Origin of the sequence: Streptomyces flavofungini, from assembly GCF_041028215.1 — a bacterium.
GTDB classification, from domain to species: Bacteria; Actinomycetota; Actinomycetes; order Streptomycetales; family Streptomycetaceae; genus Streptomyces; species Streptomyces flavofungini_B.
In genome coordinates this window covers 1-17,637 of the sequence record NZ_JASKYR010000064.1, presented here as the reverse complement: position 1 = coordinate 17,637, position 17,637 = coordinate 1, and the positions used below count along the sequence as shown (strand labels likewise).

Below are 17,637 nucleotides of genomic sequence, written 5' to 3'. Positions count from 1 at the left end.
GGGGAGTGCGGGTCGAGGGGGACGTAGGCCTTGCCCGCCTTGAGTGTGCCGAGGATGACGGCGATCAGGTCGGCTCCGCGCCGCATGGCGATGCCGACGTGGGGCCCGGCGGCGGTGGCGGCGATCCTGGCGGCGACGCGGTCGGCCCGTTCGGCGAGTTCGGCGTAGGTCAGCTCCTCCTCGCCGTCGCGGACGGCGACACGCAGCGGATGCTCTCGCGCGGTCCGCTCGAACCAGGCGGTCAGGGAGGAGGGCACCTCCTTCTGCGCACCACCGGAATCGGGGTTGACCAGGGCGAACAGTCTCCGTTCCGCCTGCGGGGACAGGGCGGGGATGTCCTCGATACGGCGCTGGGGGTCCTGCGCCACCAGGCTCAGGACGTGGCACATCACGGCGGTCGGGTCGGTGTGCCACTGCTCGTCGCTGCACTCGACGTTGAGCAGGAAGGTGGCTCCGCACTCCTCGACGTTCATCGAGAGCGGGTACTTCACCAGGCGGCGTGCCAGCGGCACGGGCGTCACCGTGCACTCCGGCAGCCGGAGGCGCAGCGCCTCCTTGTAGTACGTGAAGGTGTTGTCGCAGGTGAGCAGGTTGCCGGTGAGCCCCGGGCTGACCTGGCGGGTGTGGGCTCCCAGGTCGAAACCCTGGTGGCGCAGCATGCCCACGCTGGCCGACTGCACCGAACGGCACAGGTCCTCGAAGGTCGGGTGCGCGGTGAGGTCCACCGCGAGCGGCAGGGTGTTGACGAAGTAGCCGAAGGCCTGGCGCTGGCGCAGTCCGCGCCGGTTGGCCAGCGGGATGCCGGTGACCAGCCGGCGTCCGCCGCTGACCCGGGCGTAGGTGATGAGGTAGGCGGCGAGGAAGAACGCGAAGGGCGTGCAGCCCAGTTCCCTGGCCCGGACGCGGATCCGTTCGCTCAACGCGGCGTCGAGCTCGTGGCTGCGCTCCTCGCCCCGGAGCGCTCCCGTGGCGTCGCGGCGCCCCTGGAGGCGGTCATCGCCCAGGGTGGTCAGCCCGGTGAGGCGGGTGCGGAAGAACTCCAGGGTGTCGGCGCCGGGCGCGCTGGGGCGGACGAGCGCGGCCGGGTCGTCCTTCGTGGAGGGTGAAAGCTGCGCCTGCGGGTCGGTGTAGACGCGCTCCAGCTCGGCGACGAAGTTGTAGTAGCTGTAGCCGTCGTTGACCAGGTGGGAGAAGACGACGGTGACATACACCGCCTCGTCGTCCTGGTAGACGCGGAAGTCGTACTGGCGCTCGCCGGGCGGGATCGGCTCGTCGCTGCGCTCGGCGAGGTCGCGGGCGAGGAACTCTTCGGCGTCGCCCGGCAGGACGGTGAGCGGCACGAGGGAGTCACGGTCTTCGTCGGGTTCGCGGTACACGGCGCACACGACGCCGTCGCGGGACTCGAACACGGTGTTGAGGGCGCGGATGCCGCGGGCGACGCGGTCGAGCGCGGCTTGCAGCCGCCGTGCGTCGGGGCGCCCTGTGACGCGGTAGAGCGCGGTCAGGTTGAAGGAGGCGTCGGCCGGGAACAGCCGGTGGTGGGTGAAGAGTTTGGCCTGTGCAGCCGTGGCCGGTGTGGTCGCCGGTCCCGTCATGGTCTGTCTCCAGGTGGGGGTTGCCGTAAGTGTTCAGTGACCGGTGCTGCTGAGGTCCCAGGCGAACTTTCGTGACAGCGGCCGGGGCAGGTGGCGCAGCCCCCAGGCGGCGATCTTGTAGCGAAGGCTCGGGGTGCTCAGCACCTTGTTCCCGCGCAGGTCGCGCAGGGCCGCGCGGACGACGTCGTCGGGGTGGAGCCACAGCCAGGCGGGCGGGAAGGTGGCGGGGATGTTGGCCCGCTGGTGGAACTCGGTCCTGGTGTAGCCGGGCAGGAGCGCCAGCATCCGCACACCGCGGGCGCGTACCTGCTGGGAGAGGGCCAGTGACTCGGTGAAGCCGATGACCCACGCCTTGCTGGCCGGGTAGGTGGAGCCCAGCCAGGCCGGACCGAGTCCCGCGATGCTGGCGACGTTGATGACCGCGCCTGAGCGTCGTGCCGTCATCGCGCCGAGCGCGGCGTCGGTGAGCCGCAGGACGGCCCGTACGTTGAGGTCGAGGAGCCGTTCCTCGGCCCGCACGCCGGTCCGCGGGAAGGGCTGGTCGTAGCCGATGCCCGCGTTGTTGACGAGCAGCTCGACGACCGGCTCCGCGACGAGGCGGGCGGTGACGCGCGCGCAGCCCTCGTCGGTGGTGAGGTCGGCGGGCAGGACTTCCGCGCGGACGCCGAAGCCGGTTCGGAGCAGGTCGGCGCGTTCCTTGAGGTCGCTCTCCGAGCGCGCGACGAGCACCAGGTCGTGGCCCTGCTCCGCGAGGACCTGGGCGAACGACCTGCCGAGACCGGTCGTCGCTCCCGTGATGAGTGCTGTGGGCATGAGCGGGTGTCAGCTCCGGTGGGCGAGTGGTCAGACGCGGATGGGTGGTCAGACGCGGCTGGGGGCACGGAGTATCTGGTCGCGTACGGCACGGAAGCCGTCGAGCGCCCGCTGGAGCTGGTCCTGGGTCTGTACGGCGGTGTAGCTGGTGCGCAGCCGGGGTGAGGCGGCGGGCGGCAGCACGGCGTTGACGTACACCCCCTGTTCGATGAGGAGGTTCCAGGCGAGCAGGGTGCTGATGTCGTCGCCGGTGTCCACGGGCACGATCGGTGTCTGGCTCGCGCCCACCTCATAGCCCAGGGCGGCCAGTTCGCGGCGCATGAAGTCGGCGTTGTCGGCGACGGCGCTGCACCGCCAGGGCTCGGCCTGGAGGATGCGCAGGGATTCCAGGGCGGCGGCGGTGTTGGCGGGGCTGGCGCTGGCGGAGAACATCAGGCTGCGGGCGGTGTGCCGGAGGTAGTCGATCACGTCCTCGTCGCCGAGGATGGCGCCGCCGATGGAGCCGAACGCCTTGGAGAAGGTGAGGGTGATCAGCGGCACGCTGTCGGTGAGACCGAACTGGGAGGCGGTGCCGCGCCCCTTGTCCAGCACGCCGCCGCCGTGTGCGTCGTCCACCAGGAGGGTGGCTCCGTACCGGTCGCACACCTCGACGAGTTCGGGCAGGGGGCACAGGTCGCCCTCCATGCTGTAGACACCGTCGACGACGACCAGGCAGTTGCTCGTCTCGGCGACCCGTGCCAGCTTGGCCGCCAGTTCGGTGGTGTCGTTGTGCGCGAACCACTGGACCTTCGCGCGGCTCATCCGTGTGGCGTCGATGAGGGAGGCGTGGGCCTCCTTGTCCAGGAAAACGATGTCGCCGGGTCCGCACAGTCCGCAGATGGCGGCGAGGTTGGCCTGGTAGCCCGTGGTCAGGACGAGGGCAGCGGGCTTGCCGAAGAACTGGGCGAGTTGGCGCTCCAGCTGGTCGTGCAGCTCCAGGTTGCCGTTGAGGAACCGGGAGCCGGTGCAGCCCGCTCCGTAGCGCTCCGCGGCCTGGGCCGCGGCGTTGATCACCCGGATGTCGGTCGACAGGCCCAGGTAGTCGTTCGATCCGCACATGATGACCTCGCGGCCGTCCGTCATACGCGCGGTTCCCGCTTCGCGGCCGTCGAAGTTGAGGAAGTAGGGGTAGAGGCCGGCGGCTTTGAGTTCACGGGGCCGATTAAAGGTGGTGCACTTGTCGATGACGCTCACAATTCATCCCTTTGACGTCTTGAAAGTGGCATGGATGTACTCAGGAACGGAATGCGGAGCACAAAACTCCGGAGCACTCCGCCGAGAAATGCGGGCAGGGCCATGGACTCCCATTCGCCTGACGGGCGGCATGGGACGGGAACCCGCGACGTCACGGTCCGGCGCCGTGCGCACGGAGGACGAAGCAGGTGAGGCGATGAGCATGCTGCGGCACTTTCCGCAGGTGGAAGGATCGCTTCCCCTCGTTCAGAACGATCCGACTCGTTTTAGACTAGGTGGGCGCCCCGGGGGCGTCAAGTGAAGAACATGTGAACTGGGCCGCTGTGCAGGGGCGTTGTAGCGGCACACGGCAACCACCGGTGAGATGTTGCGTTTACGGCTCAAGAAGGGCTAGCTTCACCCCGGCGCCGAGCCCCCCGGGCATTCCCCCGTGGACCGAACACGCCTTCAAGTCCAGACCGAAAGAGAGAATGATGCAGCGTCAGATGGAGCTCGATCAGGACATTCTGGTGAAAGCCCCGCCGGACGCGCTCTACGAAGTCGTCTCCGACGCGCGGGCCATGGCACGCTTCAGTCCGGAATGCAGGAAGGTCCTGGGCCCGAGAGGCGGCCCCGCTGTCGGCCGCAGCTTCATCGGACTGAACCGCAGGGGTCCCTTCTTCTGGTTCACCTGGTGCCGCGTCGTGCACGCCGAACCGGCGAAGCAGTTCACCTTCGACGTGAGCATCTTCGGCCTGCCGGTGGCGCGTTGGGGCTACCACCTCTCCCCCGAGGAAGAAGGCACCCGGGTCACCGAGACCTGGCGGGACCTGCGCACGGGCCGCGGCGCCCGCCTCACCGAAGTGCTGGGCCTGGTCTTCACAGGCACCCCCGCGCATCAGCGTGCCGCACGCAACCGCGCGGGCATGCGAACCACCCTGTTCCGGCTCAAGCGCGCCGTGGAGCGCCAGGTCGGCACCCCGCGGGTGCGCTACGGGTCATGAGGCGGGAGCTGCGGCGGAATGCACGCCCCGCGGGAACCCCCGCATGAGCAGCCCGATGAGGTCGCGGGTGTAGGTCTCGGTGACCTCACCCCTGCGGACCAGGATGCGCAGCCACAGCGCACCGGCGATGGCGTCCACAAGCGGCGCGGGGTCGGCGTCGGGCGCCAGCTCTCCGCGGGCCACCGCGCGCTCGAAGATCGGCTGATGGCGGCCGAGCCGGTCGTCGAGGAAGGAGACGACGAGTTCGCGCATCGCCTGATGCCGCACCGCCCCCACCAGCGCGGCCTCGATGACCGCCCGCCGGTGTTCGTCGTCCAGCAGGCTCAGCACCTGCTCGGCGAGTGCGGTCAGATCACCGTGCAGGCTGCCGGTGTCGGCGGGCTCGAAGCTCAGGAGATGGGCGTGCACCAGCGCGTCGCGCAGCAGCTCGGCCTTCGAGGACCACCAGCGGTAGAGCGTGGTCTTGTTGACCCCGGAACGCTGGGCCACGCCTTCGATCGTCAGGGCGTCGTAGCCCAGAGCGCCCAGCAGGTCCAGGGCGGCAGTGAAGATCTCGGCCTTCCGGCGCGGCCCCCCGGCCTCGACGTCCCGCTTGACCATGGCTGCGTCCCGCCTCTCCCTGACGCGGCGGCCGCCGCCCCGCACGGAGGTCCCCTCTCGCACGGGGAGCCCTCCTCGACTCGTACAGGGGCCAGCCTACAAGAACGCAACGGTGCGTTGCACAAGCACGGCTTCTCGCCTACTGTGCAACGCACCGTTGCGTTTGATTGTGCCGCCCGTTCGTCGCGAGGTGTCGTCCGCTCGCGGTTGGGCGCTGTTCGCTGACCCACCTCACCTCGCAAGGGGTTCCCATGCGTACTGACCCACCGGAACACGACCCGGACGCCGACCTGACTCCAGCACCCGGCCGACCCGGCATCTGGACCTCAGGGCCCGCCTCGGGCATCCCCTTGGTGCTGGTCCACGGCATCCGGGTCGCCGCCCGGATGTGGGACCCGCACGCCCGGCAGTTGGCCCCGCGCTTCCGCGTCACCGCTCCGGATCTCCCGGCGCACGGAACCCTGCGCGAGCGAGCCTTCAGCATGGAGGAGGCGGTCGCGCAGGTAGACCATGCCGTGGACGAGGCCACGCGGGCCACCGGCCGCCGCCCCCTGGTGGTCGGCGCCTCCCTCGGCGGATACGTCGCCCTGGCCTACGGGGCCGCCCACCCCGACCGGGCCGCCGCCATCGTGGCCCAGGGCTCCACCGCCCGGCCCAACCGGCTGACCGGCCTGGTCTACCGCGCCGCCGCCCGCGCGATCCGGCGTCTCGGCCCGGAGCGCGCCGCCCGCCTGAACGACCGGGTGCTGCGGCGCAGGCTGCCGCCCGAGAGCTACCGGGCCGTGCTGTCCGGCGGACTCGCCATGCACGCTTTCGTCCAGGTCGTCGAGGACCTGACACGGCGCGACTTCCTCATCCTGGCCAAGCGCTGCGAGCTGCCGGTGCTCTTCGTCAACGCCCGCGGCGACCGGCTCTTCCGCGCTCACGAGCGGCAGTTCCTCGGCGCGGTCCGCGCCGACGGCGGATACGCCCGGCTGTTCCACGTACCGGGGACGCACGACATATCCATCAGCGACCCGTCCGCCTTCGTCCGGATCGTCGAACGCGGCCACGCACTTCTGTCCACGGCCCGGCCCGACGCCTTCACCGCCCCGCAATGAGCCGACGAGATCGCCCATGCGGGAGCCGGGTCGTGGCCTCCGGCATGGGTGGGTGACAAGGCCGGGCGGCGACCGCCGATCGGGCGGGCCGCTGGGACAGGCATTGCCCGCTCGGCATGTTCGGCATGTATGGGGTCAGACCCCTCTCGTAGGGCTGGCGGTGTCGCGTCTGTACGCCTGGTGCGGCTCCACCCGCGCCGCACAACTTTCAGTGGGTATATAGGGGTTGGTGTCGAGGGGTGAGTGGTCGAGGGCCGGTGTTGTCTCAAAGGGCGAGTTGATGGTCGGTGCCGAGGGGGACACAGCACCAGCCGGTCGGGCGGCAGCCGCTGACGAGGGATTCAACAGATGCACGTTCAACCAGCCGATGGCACGGAACCTACTTGCGGGACGCTGACCGCGCCTACCCCGGCCGACCGATTTACGTATACCTAATGGCCATGGACGGCGCGGATACCCCCCCCCACAGCGTGAAGGTACGTCGCAGCACCGATGGGCAGGCCGAGCCCGGACGGTTCAGACGCAGACCACGATCTTCCCCCGGGTGTGTCCGCGCTCCGCGTATGTGTGCGCTTCCGCGATCCGGTCGAGCGGGTAGGTCCGCTCGACGCGGGGTGTGTAGCGGCCCTGACGGCCGAGTTCCCCGGCGGCGGCGAGGAGAGTGGAATCGTTCTCCGCGTTGACCAAGTGCACGCCCAGAGCGGGGGCGTTGGCGTGGTCGGCGACCGTCGACACGCGAGCGGGGTCGCCCACGATGGCGACGAGGTCGGCCAGGGAACCGGAGGCCGCCGTGTCGAGCGCGATGTCGACACCGTCGGGAGCCAGGGCGGCGAGACGCCGCGCGAGGCCGGTGCCGTAGGTGGTGGGAACGGCTCCCAGGGAGGTGAGGAAGTCGTGGTTGCGTTCGCTGGCCGTCCCGATCACGGTGGCGCCCTGGGCCACCGCGATCTCGACCGCGGCGCTGCCCACGCCTCCGGCGGCGCCTTCGATGAGGAGGGTGCGCCCGCTCAGCGGCCCGAGCGCCCGCAGCCCGCCCATCGCCGTCACGGACGCCAGGGCGGCTCCGGCCGCCGCCTCATCGCTCCATGTGGCGGGCGCGGGTGCCCAGGCCGAGAGGACGGCCAGCTCCGCCGTCGCGCCGGTGACGCCGCCCAGACCGAAGACCCGGTCGCCGACGCTCACCCCCCGCACATCCGCGCCGATCCCATCGACCTGGCCGACGACCTCACGCCCGGGGACGGCGGGCAGGTCCACGGGGAGCACCTCGCGCAACGCCCCGGACCGCACCTTCCAGTCGATGGGATTGACCCCGGCCGCGGCGACACGGACGCGGATCTCACCGGGTCCGGGACGCGGCTCCGGGACCTGCTCGACCACCAGGGTCTCGACACCGCCGTACTCGTGGAAGCGGACTGCGCGCATGACGTTCTGCCTTTCCGTACGGCCCCGCACCGGGACGTACGTGTGCGATCAGAGGGGCTTGACTGTGCGGCGAGCGCCGACGGCTCCTACGCTAAAACCTCACGTTGACGTCAGGTGCAAGTCCGGCTGACTCACGGGGAGGAGCGGTCGGCGCCAGGGGGGCCTGTTTTCCATTTCGCCGCCCTGCACAATCAATATGTGTGACCGCGGGATGAGGATTTCAAGAATCTCGCGGTGAGGGTTTTGGCGGCTCGGGGCGGGGAGCCATTATTCGCCCTACACCGGCCCTTGCGCCGTGCTACTGTCGGTCTCAGTTGCAGTTGTGGTTCCCGAAACTCATGGCGACCCGACCGAAAAATCTGGTCTCGGCGCTCTTGTATGACTGGGTTTTTCCCGGCGGGGTGATCATCGCGGCGACACGGTTTCCGCACAGCGTGGATCCCGATGTACTGCCCCAAAGGAGATACGACATGGCTACTGGCACCGTGAAGTGGTTCAACGCGGAAAAGGGTTTCGGCTTCATCGAGCAGGAGGGCGGCGGAGCCGACGTCTTCGCCCACTACTCGAACATCGCCGCGCAGGGTTTCCGCGAGCTGCTCGAAGGCCAGAAGGTGACGTTCGACATCGCCCAGGGCCAGAAGGGCCCCACGGCGGAGAACATCGTTCCCGCCTGATTCTCACGCACACTTGCAGCTGGGGCCCGCATCCTTCGGGGTGCGGGCCCCAGCTGCTCGCTTTTCCTCGCAACGATTTCCTCTGCGGGGCCGCCCTATCCAGGGCTCGGGACAGCGCCTTCTTCCGCACCCCGAATTCTCTCACCAGGCTTCCCACGAGCGCCACCTGCGTAGCGCCAGATCCGCGTTAATGCGCGTCGGCCAGCCTGTCTTTTTGCATTTCAGTCGGTCCATGTCTTGTACTCCTCCGCGCCAATTTCTCCGGAGGCAATCCTTGATATGTGCCGTATCAAGGAAGGTTTCCGCATGCACCGCACACACACGAACGACCGTTTCGCACGCAGCCGGCCGGCACGGTCCGGTGGGCACAGCCGACGCCCGGCCGCCCCCCAGGGAGAGTTCGCTCTCCCCGTGACCATCACCCCGGCCCTTCCGGCCGTGGGGCGCTTCACCGACCTCGCCATGCCCGCACCGCTGCTGGCCGAACTCACCCGCCAGGGCGTGGCTGTGCCCTTCCCGATCCAGGGGGCGACACTGCCGAACTCCCTCGCGGGCCGGGACGTCCTCGGCCGGGGGCGCACCGGCTCCGGCAAGACCCTGGCCTTCGGCCTCGCGCTGCTCTCCCGAACCGCCGGGCAGCGTGCCGAGGCCCGTCAGCCACTGGGGCTGGTCCTCGTACCCACCCGTGAACTCGCCCAGCAGGTGACCGACGCGCTCGCGCCGTACGCCCGCTCCGTCCGACTCCGCCTGGCCACGGTCGTGGGCGGGGTGTCGATCGGCAGGCAGGTCACCACGCTGCGGGGCGGCGCAGAGATCGTCGTCGCCACCCCGGGCCGGCTCAAGGACCTCGTGCAACGCGGTGACTGCCGACTCGACCAGGTCGACGTCACCGTCCTCGACGAAGCCGACCAGATGACCGACATGGGGTTCATGCCGCAGGTCACCGATCTCCTGGACCAGGTAAGGCCCGGGGGCCAGCGCATGCTCTTCTCGGCCACGCTCGACCGCAATGTCGACCTCCTGGTGCGCCGCTATCTGGCCGATCCGGTGGTCCACTCGGTCGACCCGTCGGCCGGTGCCGTCTCGACGATGGAGCACCACGTCCTGCACGTCCAGAGCGCCGACAAGCACGCGACGACGGCTGCGATCGCCTCGCGCGACGGCCGCGTGATCATGTTCTTGGACACGAAGCACGCGGTCGACAGGCTGACCGAGGAACTGCTCGGAAGCGGGGTACGGGCCGCGGCGCTGCACGGCGGCAAATCCCAGCCCCAGCGCACCCGCACCCTGGCCTGGTTCAAGACCGGGCACATCTCCGTGCTCGTCGCCACCAACGTGGCCGCCCGAGGCATCCACGTCGACGACCTCGGCCTCGTGGTCAATGTCGATCCTCCGAGCGACCCCAAGGACTATCTCCACCGCGGTGGCCGCACCGCACGGGCCGGTGAATCGGGGAGCGTCGTCACCCTGGTCACCCCGAACCAACGCCGCGGCATGGTCCGCCTCATGTCGGATGCCGGAATCCGCCCGCAGATCACACAGGTCCGATCCGGCGAGCAGGAACTGCACCGCATCACCGGCGCCCGGACGCCCTCGGGCATCCCGGTCGTTGTCACCGCGCCGGTGACGGAGCGCCCCAAGCGGGCCGGATCGTCGCGCGGCGGCCGTCGCCGCCCCGCCTCGTCGGCGCGACGCGCCCCCGCACCCGGGACCGGGCTCAGGGCATCGGCATAGAACCCCCGCCGCCACTTCATGGCGCTCTCCACCCGAAGTCCCGCAACAGGAGGCAGCGTTGACCCTGACCAAGACGCATTCCCGCCCGACGGACCCCGTCAGCGATCACGAGACGAAGACCGGAGCCGAGACCGCGGCTGACGCCGTCGGCGAACCAGGACCACGGGTCTGGAAGGACATGACCGTCGAGGTCGCCCTCTGCGTCATGAGCAGCGCCCGTGTCGGTCACCTGCTCGTCTGTGACGATGACGGCCGACGCACCGGCCTGGTCACCCGGGCCCGGCTCACCGCGGTCCGCGACAGCGCCGGTTACACGGACCGCGTCCGTCTGCGGGACGTCACCGACAGCTGCGGCCAAGGTCACTGAACCGTCCACCGCGGTCGGCCCGAACTGCCCCTTCTCCTGCGAGGTCCCATGCGCTGCGTCATCGCCCGCTTTCCGTTCGACCTGACCAAGAGCACCGTGCTCGACTCGATGAAGGGCGTCAAGCCCGAGCCCCTCACCGGGCCGTCCGTGATTATTGGGCGCCGTCACTACCCCGTCAAGCAGGTCGGGGCGGTCATCACGCGTCAGGACCGCCGCGACTTCAGCGCCGGAGAGGTTCTTCGGGCCATGGCACAGCTCGGCTTCACCTGCCGCAGCGCCCCTGTTGCCGCCACGATGCCCTCGGACCCTGCCAGCGCGCTCCAGATGGCCTCAGCGATGCTGGGTTCCCCCTTGCGGGGCTGAAGCTGGGTCCCCTGCCGGGCCGAAGAGGCCACACCTTTGCCGTTCCAGCAAATCCTTATGCCGTTCGGCCCAGGTCCGTGCACCATCGACGGCACACCCCGCGCATCGCGGAGGGTCGGATGAGCATCGGTGCGGCACCGCACCGTGAGCGACAGGAGGCAGCCCATGGCAGGGGACGCGCACGGCCGGAGCGGCACGCAGGACGAGCAGGCGGCTGCCGCGATGTTCGAGCCCGCGGGGTGGGACGAGCGGTACGCCGGACAGGAACGGTTCTGGAGCGGCGCCGCCAACCCCCAGTTGGTCGCGGCCGCCAGTGAACTCCGTCCGGGTACCGCGCTCGACGTCGGCTGCGGGGAGGGCGGGGACGTCGTCTGGCTGGCCGGTCGCGGCTGGCACGTGACGGGCGCGGACTTCTCGGCCGAGGGCCTGGCTCGCGCCGCCCGGCACACGGAGGAGGCCGGTGTCGCCGATCACGTCGACTGGTGGCAGGTGGATGCCCGGACCTTCGACTCCGGCGGCCGCTCGTACGACCTGGTCACCAGCCACTATCTGCACGCACCCGACGGCGGAATGGTCGAGGTGACCCGCCGCCTCGCCACCGCCGTCGCGCCCGGCGGACTGCTCCTGGTCGTCGGCCACGCGCCGTCCCACGAATTCACGCGGCTGTCCGAGAGCCACCGCAAGGCGATGTTCCTGGCCGCGGAACTCCTTCCCGCTCTGCCGGACGACTTCGAGCCCGTCACCGTGGAGCAGCGTACCCGCACCTTGCAGCGGGACAGCGGACCGGTCGAAGCCGAGGACTCGGTTCTGCTGGCCCGGCGCGCTCGACGCTGAACCACCTCCGCGGCCCGCCACGGGCGGCCTGAGCGCGTGCCCCACTCCGCAGCACGCCGAGGGCGGCCCAGGCGCACGGCCCGGCGACCGCCCCGCCCCGGCCCGCCACCCGATTGGATGGTTTGCCGCGGGCCTCGGTGTGGACCCTATGGTCTGGTGTGCGCCGCTGTGACGATGCGCGGGTGATCTTCCGTTTCCTCGCGGGCGCGCGCCCGCACCGAGTCCGCGTGCCGATCGGCGCCGCGGCCCTGGCCGCCCTGTCGTCGCTGGCCGTACTGCCCGCCGCCGCGGTCGATGCCGCCTCCGCACATCCCACCGACGCACATCCCACCGGCGCACGTCCCCTTCCCGCACCGCGGGCGCTCAGCGCGGGCGAGCAGCGAACCGATGCTCGCCTGCGCGGTCTCCCCCGTGACTCCGCGGCCTTCGCCGCCTTCTTCCGTGCTCTTCCCAAGGGCGCGGACCTGCACAACCATCTCTCGGGGGCCGTCTCGACGGAGTATCTGATCAAGCTCGCCGGGCGGGACAAACTGTGCATCGTCGAGGAGACGATGACGGCCGTCCAGGGGCCGTGCGGCAAGGGACAGCGCCCGGCCGCCGACGCGCGGAAGGACGCAGCCTTCCACCGGTCCCTGCTGCGGGCCTGGTCCATGCAGGACTTCCCGGCGGGCGAATCCGGGCACGACCACTTCTTCGCCGCCTTCGCCAAGTTCGGCGAGGTGACCTGGCGCCACACCGGCGAGATCCTCGCCGAAGTCGCTGACAGCGCGGCGAAGCAGAACCAGTTCTACCTGGAGACCATGGTCACCCCCGCGTCGGGGGCCGCGAGGGAGCTGGCCGACAAGGTCGGCTGGAATTCCAACCTGGAACGCCTGCACGACGCACTGCGCGCCAAGGGCGGACTGAACCGCGTGGTCGCCGAGGCGCGCCGTGAGGCCGACAAGGCCGACGCCGACCGCAGGGCAGCGGGACGTTGCGCCACCAAGGCCCCCTCCCCCGGCTGCGACGTGCCGGTGCGGTGGATCTCCCAGGTCTCCCGCGGCGGTTCGCCCGAGCGGGTCTTCACGCAGATGGCGCTGGGCCTTGCGCTGGCCGAGAAGGATGCGCGCTTCGTCGCCATCAACCTCGTGCAGCCCGAGGACGGCGAGAGTGCTCTGCGCCACTACCGGCTCCAGATGCGCATGCTGGACTACCTCCACCAGCAGTACCCCGACGCCCACATCACCTTGCACGCCGGGGAACTGTGGCCAGGCCTTGTCAAGCCCGAGGACCTGACCTTCCACATCAACGAGGCCGTGCGTACCGGACACGCCGAGCGGATCGGCCACGGCGTCGACCTGGTGCACGAGGACGACTGGCAGGACCTGGCCCGCACCATGGCGAAGCGGCAGGTGGCGGTGGAGGTGCCGTTCACCAGCAACGCCCAGATCCTCGGCGTCTCCGGCGAGGACCACCCCTTCCGCGCCTACCGTGAGCATGGTGTGCCCCTCGTGCTCGCCACCGACGACCCCGGCATCTCACGTACCGACATCGGCCACGAGTACCGGTACGCGGCCCGCACCTACGACCTGTCGTACACGGAGCTGAAGGACCTCGCCCGCGCTTCGCTGGAGTACGCCTTCCTGCCCGGACGCAGCCTGTGGCGCGGCCGTGCCGCCTCCCAGGACTACGAACGCGCCGAGCCGTGCCTGCGCGACGAGCCCGGTGCCTCCGCGCTTTCGACCCCCTGCGCGGATCTCCTCGCCGCCAGTCCGAAGGCGGCCGTGCAGTGGCGCCAGGAGGCGGCCTTCGACCGCTTCGAAGCCCGCTGGATGCCCGCGCAATAGGGGTGATTGCAGGGTGCGCGCGTGGTGACTGGCGAGGGTCGTCACTGGCGGGTGTACGTCATCTCGGTACCGCCGTCGCCGACGAGGCGTCGCAGCGTTCCCTCGTCCAGCAGAGTCAGCGTCGAGGGTCTGCCGGGGGCGCACGCCGACTGAGGCTTGCCTGAGCGCACCGCCGAACTTCCCAGTCGAAGGGCGCCCGACTCGACGGATTCCAGTGGCGCCTCGAAGACACACCGGTATGCGCCGCCGTCCTTCGTCGGTCCGACCGCCGTCAGGGTCGCCACGGGGTCGCCCACGTCGCCCTGCCGGATCACCATCCACCGGGTGTGGCGGCCGACGCGGTCCTCGATCTCGCTCTCCCAGGTGCCGAGGAAGGGCTCGGGCAGCGCGCCCGTCCGCTGGGGCGAGGACGTCGGCGTCGCCGGTTCCGTCGGGACCGTGGTCGCCGAGGCCACGGGTGGCGCGGTGGGCGCCGGGTCTCGCGACCTCCCTGGGATGTCCTCGTAGAAGACGTAGGCGCCCAGGGCGGTGGCCGCCACGGCGGCCGCCGTGGCCAGGACGAGTACGCGGCGCGGGGCGCGGCCTCCGTGCCGGACGCGGCCACCGCGCGGCGGCCGTTCCCCGTCCCGGTGCTCCCCCGGTTCGCCGAGGGCCAGCGGGGCGAAGGTCACCAGCGTGAGCTCGGATCGCGGGCCGTCACCGGCACCTTCCGCTCCGACGCCCTGAGCTGACGCCCCGGCCTCCGCTGCTGAGGGTGCGCGATACGCCCGGACGCCGATGGTCGCGGCGGCGGCCCTACGGAACAAGGTGTGACCGCGCCCAAGGGGCTTGCCGCGCAACCGGCTTGACGGGGCGTCGACTCCGATCGTGGCCGCGGCGGCCCTGCGGAGCAGCGTGGGCCGGGTCATGGGGCGCGCCTCGGGCCGGTGGCGGGCCGTTGAGGGGCACTCTGCTCATGAGGAGGCTCGGCGGCCGGTGGTGGGGTGCTCTGCGTCCGCCGACACCCCGACGGCGAACGCGGCGAAGCCCCCGGTGACCTGTCCCCAGGCCGTCATGAGCACCGCCACCCCCGCCCCCATCACCATGTGCACCACGGCGGCGATGCTCTCGCCCGCGAGGTCGTAGAACGCGCTGAAAGGAGGAGGCGGGTCCGCTTCCTCGGAGTGTTCGGCGAGCCGGAACTCCCGTCGGCGCAAGAGCCATTCGGTCATGCAGTCGTACGCGTGCACGATTCCACGCACCGCTCCGCCTGCTGCGCCGATCAGAAGCAGACTCGCAGTGTCCACGTGGCCTCAGCCCATGCAGAGAGACTTAGACGGTCGGCATAGAGGTTACGGACCCGCTCAGCACAAGAGAAGAGGTGGCGGTGCTCAGGCCTGTGCGGTGTCGTTTCCCTGCCCGCCGTCTTCGGCCGCGCCCGCCTTGGCGCGCATCTTGCGCAGCAGTTCCGCCTTCTGGTCCGCGGCGTTCTGGCGGTCGAGGTTGCGGTGCGGACCGTTGTTCTGCCGTTCGGCGCGAGACTGCCGCTTGCGCTGGCCGCCGCCCATGCCCACGGGGTTGTTGATGTTCTTGCTCATGGGTTCTCCCGAAATGACGTGAAGTGATCTGCGGATTCATCGACTGGGCAGGAACGCGACAACGTCGGAAGACGTCAGCGGGTCCATCACGCTCTCACTCACACATCAGTGCCTGAAAGAACATGCCCACGACATTACCCGCTTCCGCCGCCCCCGGACACCGCGTTCCGCAGTCGTCACGGGAGCGCCAGAGCCACAGTGATCGTCTTGCCGTCCGGCCGTACGGCGACGTCCACGCGCGAGCCGAGGCGCTGGACGACCATCCAACCGTGACCGCCGGGGAGCCCGGGCGCGACGGGCTGGCGTCGCGGCACGTCGGTGCTTCCGTCGCCGACCGTCAGTTCGAGTTCAGCGCCGTTCAGCCGCGCACTGAAGTGCGTGACGCCGCCCGCGTGCAGCAGGGCGTTGGCCGTCAGCTCGCTGACCACGAGCAGCGCGTCGTCCCGCAGGCGCCGCACCTCGCTCGACGGCGGGTCGCGGTCGAGTTCCGCCAGGGCTTCGCGGACCGCGATCCGCGCGTCGGCACAGCTGATCTCCCGCACTCCCGCCGCCTGCCCTGCCTCGACAACGCGCACCGCGGTATCCGTTGGTTGCCCGCACATGTCCCGTCACCGCTTTCGTATCGTCGGTTATCTCCGCCTGCCCGACGCGCTCGCTCCCACACTCGACGAGCGGAATGCAAGGCAGCCGTCAGCGCCTCCCCCGGCCGACGCGGTACGGGCATGTGGCAGGGTCAGGGAATGGTTTCTGACAGACAGAGCATCGACGTCACCCGGCACGGCCGGGTCACCGTTGTCGCCTTCCGCCACGAACTCGACCTCGAAGACACCGTCGAGGCGACGCTCGCGCTGTCCCGTGCGCTCGCCGATGCCGACACCGGGGGAACTCTGCTCGACCTGGCCGCCCTCACCTTCGCGGACAGCACCCAGCTCAATGTGATCCTGCGTGCCCACACCGGGCACCGGGACGCGGCGCGGCCGTTCGTGATGGCCGGTCCTTACCACCCTGGCGTGTGGCGGCTCCTTGACGTCACCGGTGTCACGGAGGTCCTGGAACTGGCCGACACCTTCGAGGACGGCCTGCGGCGGGTGCACGCGCTGCTCGGCAGCGACAGGATCGCGGCGCCGGATGACATGCACTGACCAAACGGGCCGCGCGCCGGTCGCGTCATGGACAAGGAAAAAGGGTGCCCCCGGCCATTTCAGGCCGGGGGCACCCCTTGTTCCACCCCGGGAGGTTCACGGCCGCCCTCGGGGCCGGTAAGGATGTCAGGCCGCCACGGCGACGTGGTCGGTCTCCAGGCGGCGGGCAGCCGCGGTGAGGTCGGCCCGCCCGAAGAGCAGCGCGTATCCGGAAGGCAGTTGGTTCAGGACGCGGTCCAGGAGTGGGCGCTCCGCCGTGCGGGCGAGGACGACAAGGACAGAGCCGACGTCCCACCGCGTGGTGGCGTAGGGGGCGTTTCTCGACTCGGCGAGGCGCTTCACGAAGGCGTGCGCGCTGAGGGGCGACGGGCGGGGAACCGACTGGGCGAAGGAGCGGGCCGCCTCGGCGGGCAGCTGGTGCGCGAGGTCGACGCGTTCGTCGCCGACGAGCTGTTGTCCGAGTGCGGCCAGAACGGCGGTCGTCACGCGTTCGGCCTGTTCCAGGGTGGCGTAGGCGCCCTGATAGCGGACCTGCTCCAGGAAGGCGGTGTAAGCGCGGGAGTAGGAGTGCGACGGGGTCGGGGTGGACACGACGTGGGTCCCTTTCACGCTCGGGTTGCATCCGCGGGCGGCCTGCCCGGCCAGGGCGACCGGGCAGGCCCTCGGGCGGCGGGTGTCGCTGGCAGAGGTCAGGCGGAGAGCCGCTTGGCGCCGGCGGAGGCGCCGGGGCTGATGCTGATCTTCCTCGGCTTGGCGCGTTCGGCGATCGGGATGCGCAGAGTGAGCACACCCGCGTCGAAGGTGGCGTCGATGGCTTCGGTGTCGAGCGTGTCGGCCAGCATCACCTGCCGGGAGAAGACACCCATGGGGCGCTCGGCCAGCTCCATCTGCGTGCCTTCGCCGGTGCGGGCCGGGCGGCGCTCGGCCTTGACGGTGAGCATGTTGCGCTCCACGTCGATGTCGATCGCGTCCGGGTCCACCCCGGGCAGGTCCAGGGCGATGACGTAGGCCTCGCCGTCGCGGTAGGCGTCCATCGGCATCTGCGAGGGCTTCGACCACGTCCCGGCCGACTGGGCGAAGAGCTGCTGGGCGAAGCGGTCGAGGTCGCGGAAGGGGTCAGTGCGCATCAGCATGTCGCTACACCTCCAGGTGCTGGGCCTTTGACTGCCGCGTGCGCTGCGGCTGACTAGGTTGTACCATGTCATCGTAACGATGACAAACTCATACGTCAGCGCCACGATGACACTCCAGGAGGACGGCATGCCCCATCCCCCCAACCCCGGCCAGTCGGCTCCCGAGTCGGGTCAGCAGGCCCCGGATTCCTTCTTCGCCGCCTACACGGCCCTCCAGGACATGACCCGCACGGCCCAGGCC

General features: G+C 70.3%; 20 protein-coding genes. 9 read left to right on the top strand and 11 right to left on the bottom strand.

Annotated features, from left to right (window positions below; all coding sequences use genetic code 11):
* From AB8Z36_RS07210 to AB8Z36_RS07200, 3 genes are all read right to left on the bottom strand, one after another.
* Positions 1-1,595 (bottom strand): condensation domain-containing protein (locus AB8Z36_RS07210; protein ID WP_369212351.1); only part of this gene is annotated, 1,595 nt, incomplete at its 3' end.
* A gap of 33 nt (positions 1,596-1,628) precedes the next feature.
* The gene (locus tag AB8Z36_RS07205) at positions 1,629-2,408 is read right to left on the bottom strand and encodes an SDR family NAD(P)-dependent oxidoreductase (RefSeq protein WP_369212350.1); all 780 of its coding nucleotides are present in this window, start codon (positions 2,406-2,408) and stop codon (positions 1,629-1,631) included.
* Between the two features lie 48 nt (positions 2,409-2,456).
* Positions 2,457-3,641: an aminotransferase class I/II-fold pyridoxal phosphate-dependent enzyme gene (locus tag AB8Z36_RS07200; protein WP_369212349.1), complete on the bottom strand. Its 1,185-nt coding sequence runs from the start codon at positions 3,639-3,641 to the stop codon at positions 2,457-2,459.
* Between the two features lie 485 nt (positions 3,642-4,126).
* Here AB8Z36_RS07200 and AB8Z36_RS07195 point away from each other — a divergent pair, with 485 nt between their 5' ends.
* Positions 4,127-4,624: an SRPBCC family protein gene (locus AB8Z36_RS07195; protein WP_369212348.1), complete on the top strand. Its 498-nt coding sequence runs from the start codon at positions 4,127-4,129 to the stop codon at positions 4,622-4,624.
* On the opposite strand, the gene AB8Z36_RS07190 is transcribed toward AB8Z36_RS07195, so the two are convergent.
* Entirely contained in the window at positions 4,619-5,287 is a 669-nt protein-coding gene (locus AB8Z36_RS07190; protein WP_369212347.1) for a TetR/AcrR family transcriptional regulator, read from the bottom strand. The genes AB8Z36_RS07195 and AB8Z36_RS07190 overlap by 6 nt on opposite strands.
* 188 nt (positions 5,288-5,475) lie before the next feature.
* On the opposite strand from AB8Z36_RS07190, the gene AB8Z36_RS07185 reads away from it, so the two are divergent.
* Positions 5,476-6,324 carry an alpha/beta fold hydrolase gene (locus AB8Z36_RS07185; protein ID WP_369212346.1) on the top strand — a complete coding sequence of 283 codons (849 nt, stop codon included), beginning with the start codon at positions 5,476-5,478 and terminating at the stop codon, positions 6,322-6,324.
* 516 nt (positions 6,325-6,840) lie between these two features.
* Here AB8Z36_RS07185 and AB8Z36_RS07180 read toward each other — a convergent pair.
* Positions 6,841-7,746 carry an NADP-dependent oxidoreductase gene (locus AB8Z36_RS07180; protein ID WP_369212345.1) on the bottom strand — a complete coding sequence of 302 codons (906 nt, stop codon included), beginning with the start codon at positions 7,744-7,746 and terminating at the stop codon, positions 6,841-6,843.
* Positions 7,747-8,216: 470 nt separating this feature from the next.
* Here AB8Z36_RS07180 and AB8Z36_RS07175 point away from each other — a divergent pair, with 470 nt between their 5' ends.
* From AB8Z36_RS07175 to AB8Z36_RS07150, 6 genes are all read left to right on the top strand, one after another.
* Positions 8,217-8,420, top strand: coding sequence for a cold-shock protein (locus AB8Z36_RS07175; protein WP_369212344.1), 204 nt, complete (start codon positions 8,217-8,219; stop codon positions 8,418-8,420).
* A 306-nt stretch (positions 8,421-8,726) separates the two neighbouring features.
* Positions 8,727-10,154: a DEAD/DEAH box helicase gene (locus tag AB8Z36_RS07170; RefSeq protein ID WP_369212343.1), complete on the top strand. Its 1,428-nt coding sequence runs from the start codon at positions 8,727-8,729 to the stop codon at positions 10,152-10,154.
* Positions 10,155-10,212: 58 nt separating this feature from the next.
* A complete protein-coding gene (locus AB8Z36_RS07165) occupies positions 10,213-10,521 on the top strand; it encodes a CBS domain-containing protein (RefSeq protein ID WP_369212342.1) in 309 nt (102 codons plus the stop codon).
* A gap of 48 nt (positions 10,522-10,569) precedes the next feature.
* Positions 10,570-10,884 (top strand): SCO5918 family protein, encoded by a 315-nt coding sequence (locus AB8Z36_RS07160; RefSeq protein WP_369212341.1) that lies wholly within the window; start codon positions 10,570-10,572, stop codon positions 10,882-10,884.
* Positions 10,885-11,049: 165 nt separating this feature from the next.
* On the top strand, positions 11,050-11,718 hold the full coding sequence (locus tag AB8Z36_RS07155; protein WP_369212340.1) for a class I SAM-dependent methyltransferase: 669 nt from the start codon (positions 11,050-11,052) through the stop codon (positions 11,716-11,718).
* Between the two features lie 185 nt (positions 11,719-11,903).
* The gene (locus AB8Z36_RS07150) at positions 11,904-13,544 is read left to right on the top strand and encodes an adenosine deaminase family protein (RefSeq protein WP_440581871.1); all 1,641 of its coding nucleotides are present in this window, start codon (positions 11,904-11,906) and stop codon (positions 13,542-13,544) included.
* Between the two features lie 41 nt (positions 13,545-13,585).
* On the opposite strand, the gene AB8Z36_RS07145 is transcribed toward AB8Z36_RS07150, so the two are convergent.
* From AB8Z36_RS07145 to AB8Z36_RS07130, 4 genes are all read right to left on the bottom strand, one after another.
* On the bottom strand, positions 13,586-14,452 hold the full coding sequence (locus tag AB8Z36_RS07145) for a hypothetical protein (RefSeq protein WP_369212338.1): 867 nt from the start codon (positions 14,450-14,452) through the stop codon (positions 13,586-13,588).
* A gap of 45 nt (positions 14,453-14,497) precedes the next feature.
* Positions 14,498-14,755 (bottom strand): hypothetical protein, encoded by a 258-nt coding sequence (locus AB8Z36_RS07140; protein WP_369212337.1) that lies wholly within the window; start codon positions 14,753-14,755, stop codon positions 14,498-14,500.
* Positions 14,756-14,914: 159 nt separating this feature from the next.
* Positions 14,915-15,121 (bottom strand): DUF6243 family protein, encoded by a 207-nt coding sequence (locus AB8Z36_RS07135; RefSeq protein ID WP_369212336.1) that lies wholly within the window; start codon positions 15,119-15,121, stop codon positions 14,915-14,917.
* Positions 15,122-15,297: 176 nt separating this feature from the next.
* Complete coding sequence (locus AB8Z36_RS07130; protein WP_369212335.1) at positions 15,298-15,696, bottom strand: ATP-binding protein; 399 nt, start codon at positions 15,694-15,696, stop codon at positions 15,298-15,300.
* Positions 15,697-15,861: 165 nt separating this feature from the next.
* Here AB8Z36_RS07130 and AB8Z36_RS07125 point away from each other — a divergent pair, with 165 nt between their 5' ends.
* On the top strand, positions 15,862-16,263 hold the full coding sequence (locus AB8Z36_RS07125) for an STAS domain-containing protein (RefSeq protein ID WP_369212334.1): 402 nt from the start codon (positions 15,862-15,864) through the stop codon (positions 16,261-16,263).
* A 126-nt stretch (positions 16,264-16,389) separates the two neighbouring features.
* On the opposite strand, the gene AB8Z36_RS07120 is transcribed toward AB8Z36_RS07125, so the two are convergent.
* Positions 16,390-16,854, bottom strand: a complete 465-nt coding sequence (locus AB8Z36_RS07120) for a DUF2267 domain-containing protein (RefSeq protein ID WP_369212333.1) — start codon at positions 16,852-16,854, stop codon at positions 16,390-16,392.
* 98 nt (positions 16,855-16,952) lie between these two features.
* A complete protein-coding gene (locus AB8Z36_RS07115) occupies positions 16,953-17,396 on the bottom strand; it encodes an Hsp20/alpha crystallin family protein (protein ID WP_369212332.1) in 444 nt (147 codons plus the stop codon).
* Between the last annotated feature and the right edge of the window lie 241 nt (positions 17,397-17,637).